General features: G+C 27.1%; 18 protein-coding genes and 1 riboswitch. Of the genes, 13 read left to right on the top strand and 5 right to left on the bottom strand.

The genetic code is table 11. The annotated features are described in order from the left end of the window. Nucleotides 1–30 precede the first annotated feature (30 nt). On the bottom strand, nt 31–3,309 hold the full coding sequence (locus ARA19_RS03275) for an SH3 domain-containing protein (protein WP_055069515.1): 3,279 nt from the start codon (nt 3,307–3,309) through the stop codon (nt 31–33). Nucleotides 3,310–3,519: 210 nt separating this feature from the next. Between ARA19_RS03275 and ARA19_RS03280 the strand changes: the two genes are divergently transcribed. The 3 genes from ARA19_RS03280 to ARA19_RS03290 all read left to right on the top strand — a co-directional run bounded on the left by ARA19_RS03280 (nt 3,520) and on the right by ARA19_RS03290 (nt 5,322). Further along, a complete protein-coding gene (locus ARA19_RS03280) occupies nt 3,520–3,909 on the top strand; it encodes an Hsp20/alpha crystallin family protein (RefSeq protein WP_055069516.1) in 390 nt (129 codons plus the stop codon). 225 nt (nt 3,910–4,134) lie between these two features. Further along, nucleotides 4,135–4,806 (top strand): Pr6Pr family membrane protein, encoded by a 672-nt coding sequence (locus tag ARA19_RS03285; protein WP_055069517.1) that lies wholly within the window; start codon nt 4,135–4,137, stop codon nt 4,804–4,806. 99 nt (nt 4,807–4,905) lie between these two features. Continuing rightward, nucleotides 4,906–5,322, top strand: a complete 417-nt coding sequence (locus ARA19_RS03290; protein WP_055069518.1) for a hypothetical protein — start codon at nt 4,906–4,908, stop codon at nt 5,320–5,322. A gap of 285 nt (nt 5,323–5,607) precedes the next feature. On the opposite strand, the gene ARA19_RS17040 is transcribed toward ARA19_RS03290, so the two are convergent. After that, on the bottom strand, nt 5,608–5,778 hold the full coding sequence (locus ARA19_RS17040; RefSeq protein ID WP_084764197.1) for a DUF1540 domain-containing protein: 171 nt from the start codon (nt 5,776–5,778) through the stop codon (nt 5,608–5,610). A 419-nt stretch (nt 5,779–6,197) separates the two neighbouring features. Beyond that, nucleotides 6,198–6,258, top strand: a riboswitch (Fluoride riboswitch). A 57-nt stretch (nt 6,259–6,315) separates the two neighbouring features. On the opposite strand from ARA19_RS17040, the gene crcB reads away from it, so the two are divergent. From crcB to ARA19_RS03340, 10 genes are all read left to right on the top strand, one after another. Further along, nucleotides 6,316–6,705: a fluoride efflux transporter CrcB gene (gene crcB / locus ARA19_RS03295; RefSeq protein ID WP_055069519.1), complete on the top strand. Its 390-nt coding sequence runs from the start codon at nt 6,316–6,318 to the stop codon at nt 6,703–6,705. Between the two features lie 265 nt (nt 6,706–6,970). Next, complete coding sequence (locus ARA19_RS03300; protein ID WP_055069520.1) at nt 6,971–7,600, top strand: DUF47 domain-containing protein; 630 nt, start codon at nt 6,971–6,973, stop codon at nt 7,598–7,600. Further along, nucleotides 7,593–8,600, top strand: a complete 1,008-nt coding sequence (locus ARA19_RS03305; RefSeq protein ID WP_055069521.1) for an inorganic phosphate transporter — start codon at nt 7,593–7,595, stop codon at nt 8,598–8,600. The genes ARA19_RS03300 and ARA19_RS03305 overlap by 8 nt, the downstream gene beginning before the upstream one ends. A 172-nt stretch (nt 8,601–8,772) precedes the next feature. Beyond that, a complete protein-coding gene (locus ARA19_RS03310; RefSeq protein WP_084764200.1) occupies nt 8,773–9,447 on the top strand; it encodes a peptidoglycan recognition protein family protein in 675 nt (224 codons plus the stop codon). A gap of 56 nt (nt 9,448–9,503) precedes the next feature. Beyond that, nucleotides 9,504–9,830 (top strand): single-stranded DNA-binding protein, encoded by a 327-nt coding sequence (locus ARA19_RS03315; RefSeq protein ID WP_055069523.1) that lies wholly within the window; start codon nt 9,504–9,506, stop codon nt 9,828–9,830. A 176-nt stretch (nt 9,831–10,006) separates the two neighbouring features. Further along, nucleotides 10,007–11,701, top strand: coding sequence for a hypothetical protein (locus ARA19_RS03320; protein WP_055069524.1), 1,695 nt, complete (start codon nt 10,007–10,009; stop codon nt 11,699–11,701). Continuing rightward, a complete protein-coding gene (locus ARA19_RS03325) occupies nt 11,698–12,414 on the top strand; it encodes an OmpA/MotB family protein (protein ID WP_055069525.1) in 717 nt (238 codons plus the stop codon). The genes ARA19_RS03320 and ARA19_RS03325 overlap by 4 nt, the downstream gene beginning before the upstream one ends. Then, the gene (locus ARA19_RS03330) at nt 12,415–13,521 is read left to right on the top strand and encodes a hypothetical protein (RefSeq protein ID WP_055069526.1); all 1,107 of its coding nucleotides are present in this window, start codon (nt 12,415–12,417) and stop codon (nt 13,519–13,521) included. A 109-nt stretch (nt 13,522–13,630) separates the two neighbouring features. Continuing rightward, the gene (locus tag ARA19_RS03335) at nt 13,631–14,170 is read left to right on the top strand and encodes a chromate transporter (RefSeq protein WP_055069527.1); all 540 of its coding nucleotides are present in this window, start codon (nt 13,631–13,633) and stop codon (nt 14,168–14,170) included. Then, nucleotides 14,170–14,694, top strand: coding sequence for a chromate transporter (locus tag ARA19_RS03340; protein WP_055069528.1), 525 nt, complete (start codon nt 14,170–14,172; stop codon nt 14,692–14,694). Before ARA19_RS03335 ends, ARA19_RS03340 begins: the two co-directional genes overlap by 1 nt. A gap of 125 nt (nt 14,695–14,819) precedes the next feature. Here the strand turns inward: ARA19_RS03340 and ARA19_RS03345 are convergent, their stop codons facing one another. From ARA19_RS03345 to ARA19_RS03355, 3 genes are all read right to left on the bottom strand, one after another. After that, nucleotides 14,820–15,635, bottom strand: coding sequence for a nitroreductase family protein (locus ARA19_RS03345; RefSeq protein WP_055069529.1), 816 nt, complete (start codon nt 15,633–15,635; stop codon nt 14,820–14,822). Between the two features lie 148 nt (nt 15,636–15,783). Continuing rightward, on the bottom strand, nt 15,784–16,929 hold the full coding sequence (locus tag ARA19_RS03350; protein ID WP_055069530.1) for an AI-2E family transporter: 1,146 nt from the start codon (nt 16,927–16,929) through the stop codon (nt 15,784–15,786). Nucleotides 16,930–17,065: 136 nt separating this feature from the next. After that, the gene (locus ARA19_RS03355; RefSeq protein WP_055069531.1) at nt 17,066–18,157 is read right to left on the bottom strand and encodes an AI-2E family transporter; all 1,092 of its coding nucleotides are present in this window, start codon (nt 18,155–18,157) and stop codon (nt 17,066–17,068) included. Between the last annotated feature and the right edge of the window lie 16 nt (nt 18,158–18,173).

An 18,173-nucleotide genomic window follows, 5' to 3' on the forward strand; every position in this document is an offset into this window, starting at 1 on the left:
AGCACCTTTTTTTAGTTTATTTAATAATTATTAGTTGTTAAAAGTAGGAACATTAAATGTGAATTTATCTCCTTCGCTATATATATAGCTAAGGCTCTTTATAAGTTCACCCATTGTTGAGCCATACCAAGCAGTAGTAGCATATTGATGCCATATATTACTTAATACAGGGTTATATCTAAGTTCATAAGGAGTTATTTGATTGAAACTACTATGAATATATGAATTAGATATAAATTGTGCAGCTCCTGCTATAGCACTTGATACAGATGTCCAGCCATGATTATAGGCATAAGTAGTACCTAAAATTAGTGCTCTATTAGGGAAAGCAGAAGTATTATCATAAGCTCCTATTCCAAATAAATTATATACAGTTACTGGACTTGATAGAGGAATCATTTGATATCCAACTAAAACTCCATTTGAATAAATAGGTGCGTTAGTATTAGCTATTTGAGTTATAGTAACACCACTTGCAAGATAGCTAGTACCTCTTCCAGTTTCTAATAAACATTGAGCAACAAAGTATAAAGGATCTAGATTAAATTCTTTAGCAGCATCATAAAAAGCTTGTCCTTGACCACTTAATACGCCATCACCATTTAATGCATTATTAAGTTTATTAACATTTATATTTCTAAAAGTATTAACAGTTAAAAATTGATAGATATTATTAGCTGTTGCAGGATTTATATAGTTTCTATACTCAGATTCTGAATAATAAGGCCAATTGTTATATTGAGCATTTATATATTGTTGTAATGTGCCTGGGTATTTAGTTGTAATAACAGTACTATTTTTACCAAAATGTAAATGATAATAGTTATTATTGGATGAAGAACTATTGTCAGAATTATTATTACTACTATTGTTACTGCTGTTATTATTAGGAGAAACATAGTAAGCATAAACATAAGCAACTTGTCCATTATAGTTTATTTCATACCAACCATTAACCTCTTTAATAATATTAACAGTGTCACCTTCGTTTAAGTAAGCAATTATTTCATTATCAAGGCTAGGGCCTGTTCTGACATGAAGATAAACCCCATTACTTAAATTACAAACAGTTCCTGTGTACTTAGTAGCAGGAATAGAATTTGTTTGATTACTATTTCCATTATTATTACTGTTATTGTTATTGTTATTGCTGTTATTAGGACTTACATAAGCACCATAAACATAAGCAATTTGACCATTATAATTTATTTCATACCAACCATTAACTTCTTTTATGATATTAACTGTAGCACCTTCGGTAAGGTCAGCAATAATATTATAGTTAAGTCCAGCACCACTTCTAACATGAAGAACAACACCAGGATTTAGGTTACAAACAGTTCCTGTATATTTAGTGGCAGGGATAGAATTAGTAGAATTATTACTACTATTTCCGTTATTATTACTGTTATTATTACTGTTATTGCTATTATTAGGAGAAACATAGTAGGCATAAACATAAGCAATTTGTCCGTTATAGTTTATTTCATACCAACCATTAACTTCTTTAATAATGTTAACAGTAGTTCCTTCATTTAAGTAAGCGATTATTTTATTATCAAGGCTAGGACCTGTTCTAACATGAAGATAAACACCATTGCTTAAATTACAAACAGTTCCTGTGTACTTAGTAGGAGGAATAGAACTTGTTTGATTACTATTTCCATTGTTATTGCTGCTATTATTATTAGGATTTACATAAGCACCATAAACATAAGCGACTTGTCCATTATAGTTTATTTCATACCAACCATTAACTTCTTTAATAATATTAACAGTAGTACCTTCAGTAAGGTCAGCAATAATATTATAGTTAAGTCCAGCACCACTTCTAACATGAAGAACAACACCAGGATTTAGGTTACAAACAGTTCCAGTGTATTTAGTAGCAGGAACAGAGCTTGTTTGATTACTATTGCTATTATCATTATTGTTATTAGTATTTATATAAGCGCCATAAACATAAGCAATTTGTCCATTATAGTTTATTTCATACCAACCATTAACTTCTTTAATGATATTAACAGTAGTACCTTCAGTAAGGTCAGCAATAATATTATAGTTAAGTCCAGCACCACTTCTAACATGAAGAACAACACCAGGATTTAGGTTACAAACAGTTCCGGTGTATTTAGTAGCAGGAATAGGGTTTGTTTGAGTACTATTGCTATTATCATTATTGTTGTTATTAGGATTTACATAAGCACTATAAACATAAGCAATTTGTCCATTATAGTTTATTTCATACCAACCATTAACTTCTTTAATAATGTTAACAGTATCACCTTCATTTAAGTAAGCAATTATTTCATTATCAAGGCTAGGGCCTGTTCTAACATGAAGATAAACACCATTACTTAAATTACAAACAGTTCCCGTATATTGAGTGGCAGGGATAGAGTTTGTTGAATTATTATTGTTATTGTTATTGTTAGAATTTACATAGGCAGCATAGACATAAGCAATTTGTCCATTGTATTCTATTTCATCCCAACCATTTACTTCTTTGATAATATTAACAGTATCACCTTCACTTAAATAAGCTATTATACTGTTATCAAGGCTAGGGCCTGTACGTACATGAAGATAGACACCATTACTTAAGTTACAAACAGTTCCAGTAGATGTAGGTGTAGAACTATTAGAAGAATTATTGTTTGAAGTAGAATTTGTATTGATATAAGAAGCATAAACATAAGCAATTTGACCATTATAGTTTATTTCATACCAATTACCTATTTGATTTATAATATTAACAGTATCACCGTTATGTAAATCACCAATAATACTATAAGTTAAACCAGCTCCGGAACGAACATGTAAGGATACACCTTGATAAAGATTATAAACAGTTCCAGTTCTAGAAGTTGCTAAAAAAGAAACTGCTTTAGGATTATCTTTAGGGTGATTATTGTCTTGTTGTGGAGTTATAGAACTAGAATGAACAAAGCCATGCCCACCATTAAATTTAATTTTATACCAATCATTAGACTTTCCAGTTATATGAACAGTACTAGTGTTTTTTAATTTTCCTAAAATCATACTTGAATCTTTAGGTGTATTTCTAACATATACAGTATCAGATGATGAATTTATTTTTCCGGTAGTATCTAAGTGGGAAACATCAATTTTATCCTTATCATTTAAGGAGTTAGAATCCGTATTTTTTTTTGAATCTTTAACTAATAATTTTTTGTTTAATTTAGTTACTTTTTTTCCACTATGTATATTATTCGAAGTGGCTATGTTGTGAGAGGCACAGATCGTACCAACAACAGCTAAAGTAGCTAATATTTTCTTTTGTTTCATTGACTTTTCTCCTTCATCTTGGTAGTTTAAAAAATCTATAATTAAACTAATTTATAGTTTTTATCCTATACAATGTTTCAATTTATTCTATTCTAAACAAATATACCACTTTATGAATATTTTCTCAATAAAACTAGAATTAAATTTAATAGTAACTTCTAACATTCTTAAATAATAAAATATATAGAAATCAATTTTATAGGTAAAATGATGAGGGAATTAGAAAATTATAATGAAGAAAAAAAAATTACGGATAATGATATATTTTTCAAATTAGATGATTATGGAGATAAATATATAATTCTATGTAGGCTTCCGGGAGCTATAAAAAATCAAATAAGTATAGATTATGATAATGATAATATAACCATAGGAACTTTTGTGAGAAGTAGCAAGGAAAGTTATGGCACGGGATTTTATATGTCTTTTATGGAAAGCAAATTTGTAGAAAAGAAATTTTATGTTCCTAATTCGGATATTAAAAAAATAAAAGGTAATTTTGATGGGTTGAATTTAACTATAGAGATAGGCAAAATACTTGAAGAGCCAAAACAAGAGAGTAATATTGTTATAGATATTGAAGATTATACAGATGTATAAAAGTTATAATTATAGTACAAATAAACATAAATTGAGATTTAATTCAGAAATAAAAAAGGTAATAAAAAGTAAAGGTAGGTGAAGAATATTTTGATTGTCAAAATATTCTTCACTTAAATTATATTGAAATGAATAGTCTTTTTAATTATAATAGGAAATACATCATAAAAACTACTCCAAAAAAGGAATAGTTTTCAGTTTAACGTAATAGGAAAGGTGAATTAAATGAACAAAGGAATAAAAGCATGGAGAGCTATTGCAGGAATAATAATATTATTAGCATTACTATTATCATTAGTTCTTGATATTGTATTACCTAATACTCATCCAGAGTACGCTAGAATAATTGGGTATTTTACATATTTTACTGAGCTTAGTAATATATTAGCCATGATGTGGTTCTTGAATAAAGGAATATTTAACGAGAGATTTAAATTTTTTAATAATACACAAGTAAGAGGAGCAATAAATACTTATGTATGGGTTGCAGGAATTGTGTTTTTCTTAGTATTAAATCAACAATGGCATGCAGAAGGTTTAAGAAAACTAGAAGAATATACACTACATGGATTTACTCCATTAGCATTTTTCATAGACTATTTATTATTTGCTAAAAAAGGTGAATATAAACCAAAGAGAATAGCTATATGGTATATTTTCCCTTTTGTTTATACTTTTTACGCAGTTGGCGTTGGATACTTAATACAAGATTATCCATATTCATTTTTCAATATACAAAAGTTAGGTCTTAAGGACTTTTTAATAGGATTTTGTTTCTTAGCATTGGCTTTTATAGGAGTGTCAGTATTTTTAAATATAGTAGATTTACTATTTAGAATAGGAAAAAAGAAGCCAAACTCAGAGGAAGTCTTAATAAAGTATACTTCAGGTAAATAATTTAATGAAATAAAAAGAAAAAACTAGACATAATAAGTATAGTGACTTACAATTATTTAATAATATAAGCATAGCTTATTAAAAGGAGTGACTGGATTTATGTATGTTAATTTTATTACAAAGGTAGTAGATACTGATGAAATAAAAGAGTTAATAGAAAGTGAAACTGAATTTAAAGTTTTAAGTGACTTAAGTAATGCATCCAAAAGAGAAGATATGGTGGCTTATAAATTAGGAATTTCTGTTGATTTTATTAAATCTATTTTAGAAGAGGATTACGATTTAAATGAATATTCAGAAGATGAGTTATTTGATGAATATTTATCAACTGCAGAAGAAATAGGTACTGATATGATTGAAGAAAAAATGCCACAAGATGCCAGAGTTGATATAAGAGCTTATACTATAGATGAGGTTGATAATATTATTAAACTTGTTATGGTAATGGCAAATGAAGAACTTGGAGAAGCTAAAATTATAGATGTATTAAGAAGATTGCTTAAGCAAATAGATTAATATAACTAAAACTTAACTTATTTAAAATTTAATGGAAGTTTATAAGGATTAAATTAAGAATAAGAGAAAAATAGTTAAATCTGTATTGGTAAATAAGGACTATCTCAATTTTGAGATAGTCCTCTTTTTTTTCTCTAAATTATAAATCTCGCTTGTAGGGTGAAGGAAGGAGAAGATTTAGAGAATACAAGCTAATAAAATTAGCTAATGGGATTATTTTTTATTTAGCCTATCTTTAAATATAAAATAATTAAAGAAACACTCGTGGTCCTAGGAAACTCAATCCTATTTTAATTCGAAGCTTCCACAATCTGTGTTTTCTTGGTTAGTTCCGACGAAGTGTTGTATTTTATTATTTTTAACTACGTTAATTTTGTCTAAAGTACAATAATCGTCGTCCTCACAATGATGTTTACATTCTCTTACGTTACAACCGATGCTTGAATTATGGTCCATGATAAACGCCTCCTAAAAAATAAATCTTATTTGTAAGCATCTTATGTTGCTTACAATAGTATTATGTGCAATTCAATTTAATATATTCTGGTAAATAGAGGAAGTGATAAAAAATGGATTATAAAAAAATAGAATATTGCAAACAATAATTATGAGATAAACATAGACTTAATTCAGTTGGAACTTTGATTCTATCTAAATGCTTAGTCAAAGTTATCTAGAAGCGTAAAGTTTGTTTATCTCCTATTTATAGAAGAGAAGAGTATTGCAATCTCTAACTATGAGATAAAAAAAATGATCAATATGAAGAAAATAAATCAAAAGTTTAATAATGTTAAAAATGTTAATTAAAAAGTTTAAAAAGTTAAAAAAAAGTAATAAGTAGACACAAAATTGTAATAAAAAGTCGTTATACTGTAGAAGTAACCGGTTATGGGGTTAACCGTAAACCGCAGAAATGCTGATGACTCCTACTTTTAATTAAGGATTTATTAAAAATTCTTAATAGAAACTTTTTAAACCTAGGAGGAGAAAAAAATGGTATTATCAAGAACATTATTAGCAATTATTGTAGGTTGTGGAGGTTTTATTGGTGCTGGTGCAAGATATTTAATATCTGTATGGGCTACAAAGCAATTTCCTATATCAATTCCTTGTGGAACATTAATAGCCAATGTAACAGGAGCATTAATTATAGGATTTGTTGCTGAAACAGCACTAAGAACAACAGCAATATCACCAACAACAAAGTTATTTATAACTACAGGAATAATGGGAGGATTAACAACATTCTCAACATTTTCACTAGAATCAGTTACATTATTATCAAAAAACCCAGCTATGGGGATGTGGAATATAATGTTAAACTTATTCTTAAGTTTATTTGGTGTTATTGTAGGTCAATTTATAGCAAGAATGCTATTCTAATTTTAATTAGATAACCATTTAAATGAGAAATGTAAAATTACATAATCATCTAATATTTTACATAATCAGAACATAATAAAAGAGTTAACTCTTTTATTATGTTTTAATAAAGCTTCTATATTATTTTTTTAAAAGAGAATAACTCATTTAACTAAAATGGATAATTAAAAATGGAGAATTAATAATTCATTCAATTATTATCTTGGTAAGTAACATTACCAATTTAAATAATATATATTAATTAAATTGACTAGGAGTTGAAGACATGTTTAATTTTAGTCCTAAAGAAGACAAGTTTTACACAAAATTTTCGCAGCAAGCTAACAATGTCGTTAAAGGAGCAAAAGTTCTAAAAGAATTTCTAAATGAAATTGATAAGGCAACCATTTATGCTCAAGAAATTCAAAATCTAGAGCATGAAGGAGACAAGATAGTACATGATATTATGAAGGAATTAAATAACTCCTTTGTTACTCCTATAGATAGGGAAGATATCTATGATATTACAAAAAGAATGGATGATATTATAGATAATATTGAATCTATATTACATAGATTCATAATGTTCAATATAAGTGAATCCTCAGAGGAATCAAAAATATTTGCTGATTTCTTAATTAAAGCAACAGAGGAAATAGTAGCTTTAATGGGATTACTAAATGGAATGAATAAAAATATAAAAGAAATTTCAGATAGAATAATAGCTGTCAATAGAATTGAAAATGAAGCTGATGTATTCTTTAGAGAAGTCGTTGGAAAATTATTTAGAAATGAATCTCTAGAAGCTTTAGAAGTTATGAAGTGGAAAGATGTATATCAGATGTTTGAAAATGCTATAGATGCATGTGAGGCAGTTGTTAATATAATTGGGGGAGTTGTAATGAAGAATGCATAGTACTGTGGTCTTGATGATAACGATAGTTATTTTAGCTCTAATATTTGATTTTACCAATGGATTTCATGATACTGCAACGGTAGTTTCTACATCTATAACTACTAGAGCATTAAGTCCTAAAGTAGCAATAGGAATGTGTGCAGTATTTAATTTTATTGGAGCATTTACAAGTACCGCAGTTGCAAAAACAGTTGGTGATGGGGTTGTTGATAGTACAAAAATACCTTTATGGGTAATTGTTTGTGTATTATTAGCAGCAATAGTATGGGATTTGTTAACTTGGTATTTTGCTATTCCAAGCAGTTCAACTTGTGCATTAATAGGTGCGTTAGTTGGTGGAGTAATAGCTCTTACTTGGAACATACACTCTGTAGGTTGGGGAGTTTTATTCAGTAAATTTGTTATATGGATATTCTTGTCACCTCTAATAGGTTTTGTAGTTGGATATATATTTATAGTAATATTAAAAAAATGTTTATTTAATGCAAAACCAAGAAAAGTAAACAAAGTATTTCAAAAACTTCAAATAGTATCAGGAATACTTATAGCCTTAGACCATGGAGCGAATGACTCTCAAAAATCAATGGGAATAATAACAATGTCATTAGTAAGTGGTGGATTTTTATCAGCTTTTAATGTTCCTATTTGGGTAATTGTATGTTGTGCTACAGCTATGGCTCTTGGTACATCAATAGGTGGTAAAAAGATAATAAAAACAATGGGAAATAAAGTTACGAAAATAGATCCAGCTGGTGGATTCGTTGCACAAATGAGTTCATCCATAGTATTATTTGTAGCTACTGCATTACATGCACCAGTAAGTACAACTCAGGTTATGACTAGTTCCATTATGGGAATAGGAGCAGAAAAAAGTCTAAAAAGAGTTAACTGGGGTATGGCTAGAAGTATAATGTGGGCATGGATAATAACAATTCCAGCAGCAGCAATATTAGCAATGGTGTTTGTTGAAGTTGTAAAGATATGTATGCACATTTTTTAATAAGTAGACAAGCTAAAGCAAATCAAAAGATTTGCTTTATTTTTATGTTCTAAAACAAAAATATACTTTTTTATTATAAAATGGTAAAATTAAAATAGATATATGGTAGGGGGAGAATATTGCTAAATTTAAAGAGAAATCGGTAAAGGCATTAGCAATAATATGTTTATCTATGAGTAAGGTTAAAAGTAAAAAAAAATTTAAACATCCTAAAAGGGTATATATAATGAGAAGAATTTTTGTTTTAGCTATACTTTTAATAATAATTTCTCTTATAGGATTGTTTGGAAAAATGATTTTTAATGAAATAAAAAGCATAAGAAAAATTTATAATGTGCAGGTAAGAAATGAAAAAATAGAAGAACTTAAGTTAAATTTAAACATAAAGGAGAAGTCCTATGAGTGGGCAGAGAAGTTAGTATTTCTTAATAATCCAGAAAAAATAATAATACATCATGCAGCTATAAAAAATATTGATGCAGATACAATTCATAAAATGCATCAAGAAAAGGGATGGAGTGGTATAGGATATCATTATTTTATAGATAAGTCGGGGAATATTTATGAGGGACGTCCAGAAGGAGCTATAGGAGCTCATGCCTATAAAAACAATCAAAATACATTGGGGATATGTTTAGAAGGAAATTTTGAAGAAGAATTAATAGAGGATAAGCAATATGAATCTTTAATAGAATTGTTAAAATATCTTGTGTTAAAGTATCCAATAAATGATATAAAGGGACATAATGATGTAGTTGGTACTTTATGCCCTGGTAAGAATATAAATAAAAATAAAATTAAAGAAGATTTGATAAAGGAAATAAGAAAAATAAATTTACCTGATTAAATTAAAGAAAAGTGTTAATAATCCTAATAATAATAAAGTTTAGGAGGAATAATATTTTGAATAAGGTAAATTTAATTGGAAGGCTTACAAAAGATATAGAATTAAAAACTTTTGATAATGGAGTATATGCTACATTCTCTTTAGCTATAAACACTTACAATAAAAATAAAAAAGAAACAATGACTAATTTTGTAGAATTAGTAGCTTTCGGTGGTAATGCAAAGTTTTTAAGTAACTATGTAAAAAAAGGAGAACAAGTAGCTGTTGAAGGTGAAATAATAACAAGTACTTATGTGAATAAAGCTAATATAAAAAAATATTCAACAAAAGTAAGAGTGAGTAATGTGCATTTATTAGGAAATGGAAATAAAAAAGCAATTTAAATATTTATTTTAAGGAGAATACCTCAATGTAACTGAAGGCATTCTCCTTATTTTTTATTTGATCACTAGTGTTTATCATATTTTAATCTTCTATAAATCTAAAGATAATAACTAAGTAATTAAACCATTCTTATTGTCATATATTTAAATAAAGAAATTATGTAATAGGGGGTTTTATGAATATTTTCAATAAAGTTTTTTCATCTATGCTATCTCAAAATTTTTTAGGATGGATTGTTATATTTTTAATAGTGTGTATATTTGCAGTAGGAATTATTACTACAATTTTTATAAAGAAATACTATGAGGAATTATTAGAGGATTTAACTCTATCAATTGAAGAAGGGCAATACTTTCATAATGAAGAATTAGATAAGATAGTAAATGAATTTTCTAAAAGTACTACAAAGGGCACAGATAATATAAATACTGAGGTTATAATAGATAAAAATATAAGTAAAAAGATTATTAAAATGGAAGGGATATCTAAAATGATTCCATCTACTTTAATAGGATTAGGTCTTTTGGGAACTTTTTTAGGACTAACCTTAGCTATTTTTGAAACTAAAAGTGCATTAACTGGGATTGAAAATATAAATACATTTTCTAATGCACTTCAAAATCCTATTGCTAGTATGGCAACTGCTTTTTGGACAAGTATTTTTGGTGTTATTGGTTCATTGATTTTAAATTTTATCAATCAATCAATGATTTTTCATAAGGATGAATTTTATAATGAAATAGAGAATTATTTGGATAATGAAATATTTGCTAAGAGAGCAAAGACCTTTAATACAATTTTTGAGGAATTTAGTGTAACTGTAAAAACAACAATGCTTACTCTTACAGAAGAAATGACCGTTTTATTTAAAAATGGAGTTGAAGAATTAGTAAATAAAATCAATGCAAATTCTTTGGATTTAACTAATTCAGCAGAAGCTCTAAAAGATTATACAGATAAATTTAAGAGTCTTGTGAAGAGTATGGATAATACTGTTGAAAATTTTAATAAACCTGTAGATAATTTTAGTAATTCAGTTATTGATTTTATTAATATTTCAGAATCCTTAGAAAGTAAGTTTGGTAAAAGCTTTCATAAGTTTGATAATACAGTGAAATCTATAGATAATACTATGTTACTTTTGGGGACTAATGTTAAAAGTTCAGTTGAAATCTTGAGTGATACAGTTGAGACTTTGAATAATACAATTCATAAATCATCAGAGCGTGTAACAGAATTTATAGAAAAATCTAATGATAATTTATCAAGTTCATTAAATGAAACTTTAGGAGAATTTTCAGAAGTTTTAACAGTAAATATAAAAGATATTAATGAGAGTTTTAAAAATTCCATGGATGAAGTGGCTTTAGGAATGAATACATCATTTAGTGAATTAAAAATTACTAACAATAGGAATATAGAACAACTAGATAAATTAGGAGCAATAATAAGAAAAGAAGGAACAGCAACAGAGGAAAGAGCTGATAGGTTGACAGAACTTATAAATACTATTAATAAAATAAATGAAATTAGAGAAAATGAAAATTTTGAACAAATGGAAATGTTAAAGGAAACTTTCAATGACTTAAAAAATATGATAGAAAATTTAAAAAATAGTATAGGTGGCATGAATGATTCTATATCTGAACAATTAGCAATAGCCTTAGATAAAAACTTAAATGAAATTGCTAGGGAACTTTCAAAGGATTTATCTGAGGAAATTGGTACAGTTGTAAGTGATATAAGTGATTCAGTAAGTAATTTAAATGAGAGTATTACTATAATAGGTGAGCTTGTAAAGGCTTCAAATGATTGGGCTTCAGCAGTAGCTTATACACTAAATGAAAGTGGGAGTGATAAGCTTATATGAAGATGAGAAAAAGAAAATATAGGGGGAAAGAGGGAGAAGTATCATATTGGCAATCCTTTGTTGATATGATGTCCATTGCAACTTTAGTTTTTTTCTTTATTATGATACTAGCTATGGGATATTTAACAGTATTTGTAGATGATATTTCAGCTAAAAGAGAAAAGTTGTATGATCAAATTGAAAGTCATTTAGAGGCAAATAATATTGATAAAAATATGATTAGATTTAATAGAGAAGAAGGAAAAGTTGAAATATTAACAGAAACATTTTTTGATAGTGGTTCATCTGAAATTAAAAGCGATGGAAAGAATGTAGCAGCAATATTTAATGGTATATTCACTGAATTATTAAAGGTTGATGTTATAGCAGATGAAATTGAATATGTGGAAGTTGTAGGTCATACAGATTATTCCGGAACTACTTTTAATAATAGAACATTATCTACAGATAGAGCAGTTAGCTTTTTAAATGAAATGGTACCTATGAATAGTTTTCTAGAAAATAACTATGGTCAAAAATTTAAAGCTTCTGGAATGTCTGAATTTGAAACAAACAAGACACCTTCTGAAAGAAATAGAAGTGAAGTAAATTATAAAAAGGAAGAACATAAGGGGGATAGGAAAATAGAAATAAGAATAAACTTTAGCAATAGAGATTTAGAGAGTGCAATAAAAGAACGAATAAAATCTAAAAATATATTAGGTGATAAATAAATGGGGAATGATAGTTTTTTTCACAATTTTATTAAAACTTTAAATGATAAGAACTTTAATATTTATGAAATAGAGAATAATAATATATTTAGGAATAGATTACTTTTCTTTTTGAAGACAATGGGCTATGGTTATGGAGCTTTAGGGATATTAAGAAGATTAGTTGTTAAAAAAGAAAATAATATTTATGAGATTATGGAAATATTAGAAGATTGCAATTTGAGAGAATCACTTAATATCATAGAAGAAGGGTTAGAAGATGTTATTTACTATAATAAAAATATAGGTGTGAATAAAAATTATACGATAAGTTATAATAATCTTGCTTTACCAATAGGAAAAATATTGTGGAATTCAAAAGAAATTATTAATTGTCATTGGGATAAAGAAAAAATTTTAATTAATATAAATATACCACCAAATAGCAAAGTTATAGAAAGAAAAAATGAAATTGTAGCAGTGGTATTTGGTCATTTAATTAGGAAATATTCCTTTAAAATAATAGAAAATAATTATAAAGATACTAAAAGCAAATCTATAATTTCTAATAGAGTACTAAAAATAAAGAAAAAATTAGATTTTGGAGTTTTTCCATTATATGATTTGATAATTTTAGAAAGTGAATTCTTAAAGATGCCTTTTATAACAACAGAAACCTTAGAATTATTGAAACAATTATACTTTAGAGGATATTATAGTGAAGAAAGTATAAATGTTATTAAAATAATGGGTAAAACTTTAGATAAAGATGTTAGTGATGAAAATATATTGTTTATAGAAGCAAAATTTAAAAATTTTAATGTGGATTTTTTGAGAAGGCTTACTAAAATTAATAAGTATGACAATAGTGATAAAGTTGATTTTATAATAAATAAAATCATAAATAATAAATTTGAATTTTATGAACCTTTTCTTCAAGTAATATATTCCTTTTATAAAAGAAACAATGATATAAATGCACTTTTAAAATATATAGAAGTTTGTAAAATTTATAATGTAGATGTGCATAAATATGGTTTTAAAAAAGAAGATAAAATGAAATTAAAAATTTATATAAATAATTTAAAGAAGATGGGGTATACTTTGAAGCTCAATAAAAAACTATAAACTGAATTGTAGGATAATAGATTTAGCACTCTTTAAATGTAACAAATAGTTCCCAAAGATTTAACAATTACAAATTATAATAGATTTAGATGTAAAATAAGGGGGCGAAATCTTGAAGATTTTAGAGATGTTTCTTTCTTTTTTGAAAATAGGTGCTTTTACTTTTGGTGGAGGCTATGCAATGATACCTATAATAGAAAAAGAATTTGTAGATTCAAAAAAGTGGCTAACTAAAGAGGAATTTATGGATTCCTTAGTTATAGCTCAAAGTATACCAGGACCAATGGCCGTAAATTGTTCAGTGTTTGTTGGATATAGAGTAGGAAAAATAAAAGGAGCTCTAGCAGCTGTTTTGGGAACTATATTGCCTTCAGTTACTATAATTCTTATGATTGCTACTATGTTGACTAATTTTAGAGAAAACAAATTTGTAGATTTAGCATTTAAGGGCATAAGTGGAGCAGTGCCAATTCTTGTTTTAATTGCAGTAGTATCTTTAAGTAAGTCCGTAAAAAAAACTAATATGAATATAATAGTATGTGTTATTATGTCAATATTATTGATATTTTTCAATTTAAGTCCAGCTATGGCTATAATAATAGGCATAATATATGGAGCCTTATTTTGTAGACCAAAGGAGGCGAAGTAATGGAGCTTATATCAATATTTTTGACCTTCTTTAAAATTGGTTTATTTGGATTTGGAGGCGGTTATGCAATGCTTCCATATATAGAGGAGCTAGTGGTAAATAGTAATCATTGGATAAGTAAAGGTGAATTTTCAGACATACTGGGAATATCTCAGATGACACCAGGGCCAGTATCTATAAATACAGCTACTTATGTTGGATATAAAGTACATGGAATAATAGGTGGAATAGTGGGAACTGTAGGGGTAATAGCATTTTCTACTGTAGTAGTTATAATATTAAGTAAGCATATTGAAAAATTAAAAAATAATAAATATGTGGCTGGTGCAATTATAGGAATGAAACCAGTGTTAATAGCATTAATAATAAGTGCCTTTTATTCTTTAGCAAAAGATTCATACTATGATATTAAAGCTATAGTAATAGGAATTATAACTTTAGGACTATTATGGTCTAAAAAAATACATCCAATATTAATAATAGTAATAAGTGCTATTATTGGAATGATCATATATGGAATTTAATAAAAATTAAAAGTTCTTCAATTTCCTACTCAAGTGTGTAGAGAAATTGAAGAACTTTTTTAGGTGAATATTTTGTAGGGTTTCACCTATATAATTAGTTTAAAGGTATATATTGTTAAATGTGATTATAGGAATAATATATCAGCATCTTTTCTAGGTGTTGTTCTGAAATATTTAATATTAGGATATCCAATAACCATACATGTAACTAAGCTTTTTCCTTCTGGAACTCCAAGGAATTCAGCTATTTTAGGATTTGTTTGAGCAGCTCTTAGTAAGAAACCACTGAAATATGTTCCAAGGCCAAGTGCATTAACCATAAGTTCCATGTTAGATGAAGCTAATGATGCATTAACTGGGTTTTCTGCTACTGTTAATATTAATGCTGGAGCATGGAAGAATAGTTTATCTTCTCCATCTGGATTTTCTAAGAAGTTTTTGTACATATTCATCCACATACGAGCATATGTGTGATAACGGTGCATACTGTTATCAGCAAGCATTGCTTTAGCATTTGCATTAAGAGTTTCAAGAACTATTTTTCTCAATTCTTGAAGTTTATCTTTAACTACTATATAAGAAACATCTTGCATATTACTACTTGATTGAGTAAATCTACCTGCTTCTATTATTTTTAATAACTTTTCTTTTTCAACATCTTGTTTTTTAAAGTTTCTAACACTTCTTCTGAATTTTATAAAGTTAAGAAGAGTTTCAGGCTCTATAGTAAATTCTTCTTTATTATAATCTTTTACTTCATTCATGTTGTAATCATCTGTTGATACAGCATTTTTAGGACAAACTGCTATACAATGTCCACATTTTATACAAGTTTCATTTTTAACATGAGCTTTTCCATTAACCATTTCTATATCACTAACGATACAGTCATGAACACAACGGGTACACCCAATGCATTTATTTATATCCACATTCATCATAAGTAAAAACTCCTAACGTAAAAATAGTCTACTTGCATTATAAACTATAAAAATAGAATTTTACAAGTAGACACATTTTATTAAGTAGGTTACAAATTTGTTAGTATGAAGAATAAAAAATCTTTATATGAATTAGTAGTTGATTTATTTACTTTTTAATAGTTTTAGTATTATTAGTTTCTTTTTTAGGCTTATTCATACGGTAAGAATACTTTTGTAAAGCTTTATTTACGTAAAAGTTAATTACTGAAGCAATAGGTGTAGCCACAATCATACCTAAAGGTCCATAAATAGCACCACCAATAGTTACAGCAAGAATAACAACAAATGGACTTAAGCCTATTTTATTTCCAATAAGTTTAGGATCAAGATACCAAGCATCAAATTGTTGAAGGAAGAATAAAAAAATAGTGCTTATTAAAGCGAGTTTGAAATCTCCAGCAAATAAATTAACTAAGAATGTGACGAACATACCTATAAATGGTCCGAAATATGGAATCATATTAGTGAATCCAACAATTACAGCTAGAAGTAAAGCATACTTTGTACCTAAAACACTTAGGCCTATAATTGCTATAAATCCAATAATAGTTGAGTCAATAGCTTTTATACCTATATAGCTTCCTAGATTAATATTTAGTATTTTTATGAAATTGATTATTTCCAGCCCAATATTTCTACCGAAAAGTGTTAAAGTGGCTTTTCTTGTAAAGTTAATAAATTTATCTTTATCTATTAATATATATATAGAAATTAAAAAACCGAAAATCATATTCACTACAGATGTAGTTAGGCTTATAGCCCCTGTAAGAGTTTGACTTAATAAAGAATTAAATAGTTTTGATGTACTTGCGATAATTGTATTGAAATCCACAGTGCTTAGACTCTTGGCTAAATCAGGATTACTATTAATTTGTAAAATGATTTTATCAATCATATTTTGAGCGTTAGATGTAATTCCTGGCAATGCTTCTATGAGATCTTTTGTAGTAGAGTAAAGACCAGGGAATATATAAAAAGAAATTAATCCTATCATGGATATAAATAAAATATAGGTTAAAGTAATGCTGAGATTACGGGATAAGTTTGTTTTTTTCATGATTAGATTTACAATGGGATTTAATGCGTAAGCTATAATAAAAGCTATTATAAAAGGTCCTAAAATGGCATAGAGGTCAGAAATTTTACCTAAAAGAGCAGGTGTATATTCTAATAATTTAATTATTATATATGTAGCGATTAAACTTAAAGTAAGTTTTATATATTTACTATTTTGTCCGCTAAATATCTTCATTTAAAATTCCCCCTTAACTTAGTATGTTAATAATAGAATATTTGTAAATATAAAATAATAAGTAATTTAATCTAATTAATTAGATTAAATTACTTATTTTAAAGAAAATTATACCATAAATTTAGTAAAAATAGTGTTAAGATAAGTATTTATTTTCTGATTCGTTAGGTTTTTCTCCTGTAGCTCTATATTTATATTTTATAAGAATTTTTTTTATATATAAAAGAAGAACAGAAGCTATAGGGGTAGCTACAATCATACCTATAGGTCCATAAATAGCACCACCAATAGTAACAGCTAAAATTATAATAGCTGGATTAAGTCCAATTTTATTTTCTATTAGTTTAGGTTGTATAAACCAAGAATCAAATTCATGTAAAACTTCTAGGAATATTAAAGTAATTATGGCATTAGATAAATCGCTAGTTGCTAGACATACTAAGAATGCAATAATCATAGCGATATATGGTCCTATATATGGAATCATATTCATAGCGGTTATAACTACGGCTAGAAGAATAGCGTAGTGAACACCAAGTAAGGTCATTCCTATAAAAGAGATAACTCCTACTATGAGAGAATCTATAGCACTAATTCCAAGGTATGTTCCTATATTAGAATTTAATATTCTAAAGAATTCAATTATTTCAAGTCCGATTTTTTTACCAAAGACAATAAGTGTTATTTTTTTTGTTGTATCTATAAATTTATCTTTAGAAGATATAACATAAATAGATATTAAGAACCCAAAAGCAAATTCTATTATAGATGTAGTAATACTAATAGCACCATTGAAAGCTTGTTTAGCTAATAATTGAAAGCTACTAGAACTAGGATCTAAGTATTTATTTAAATGAAGCATTTTTAATATGCTTTCTGACTTATTTCGTATTTCTGGGAAAGCATTTAAAAAGTTTATAGCACTATTATAAAGTTTAGGTAAAAAGTAAATTGCACCTAATGCTACAATTAGTATAAAGGATAAATAGGTAATAATTATACTAATCTTTAGTGGCAATTTAAGTTTATGGTTAAAAAATTTAACACATGGATTTAAAATATAAGATATTACTAAAGCTATAATAAATGGTGTTAATAAGTGATATACATCACTAAGCCATCCAAGTTCAGTTGGAAGGTTATTTATAATTTTTATTGCTACATATGCAATTACAATAACTAAAAATAACTTTACATACTTAATATTTTCCCCTCTAAGAATTTTCATTTAATTAATTCCTCCT

Source organism: Clostridium massiliamazoniense (genome assembly GCF_001403635.1).
GTDB classification, from domain to species: Bacteria; Bacillota; Clostridia; order Clostridiales; family Clostridiaceae; genus Sarcina; species Sarcina massiliamazoniense.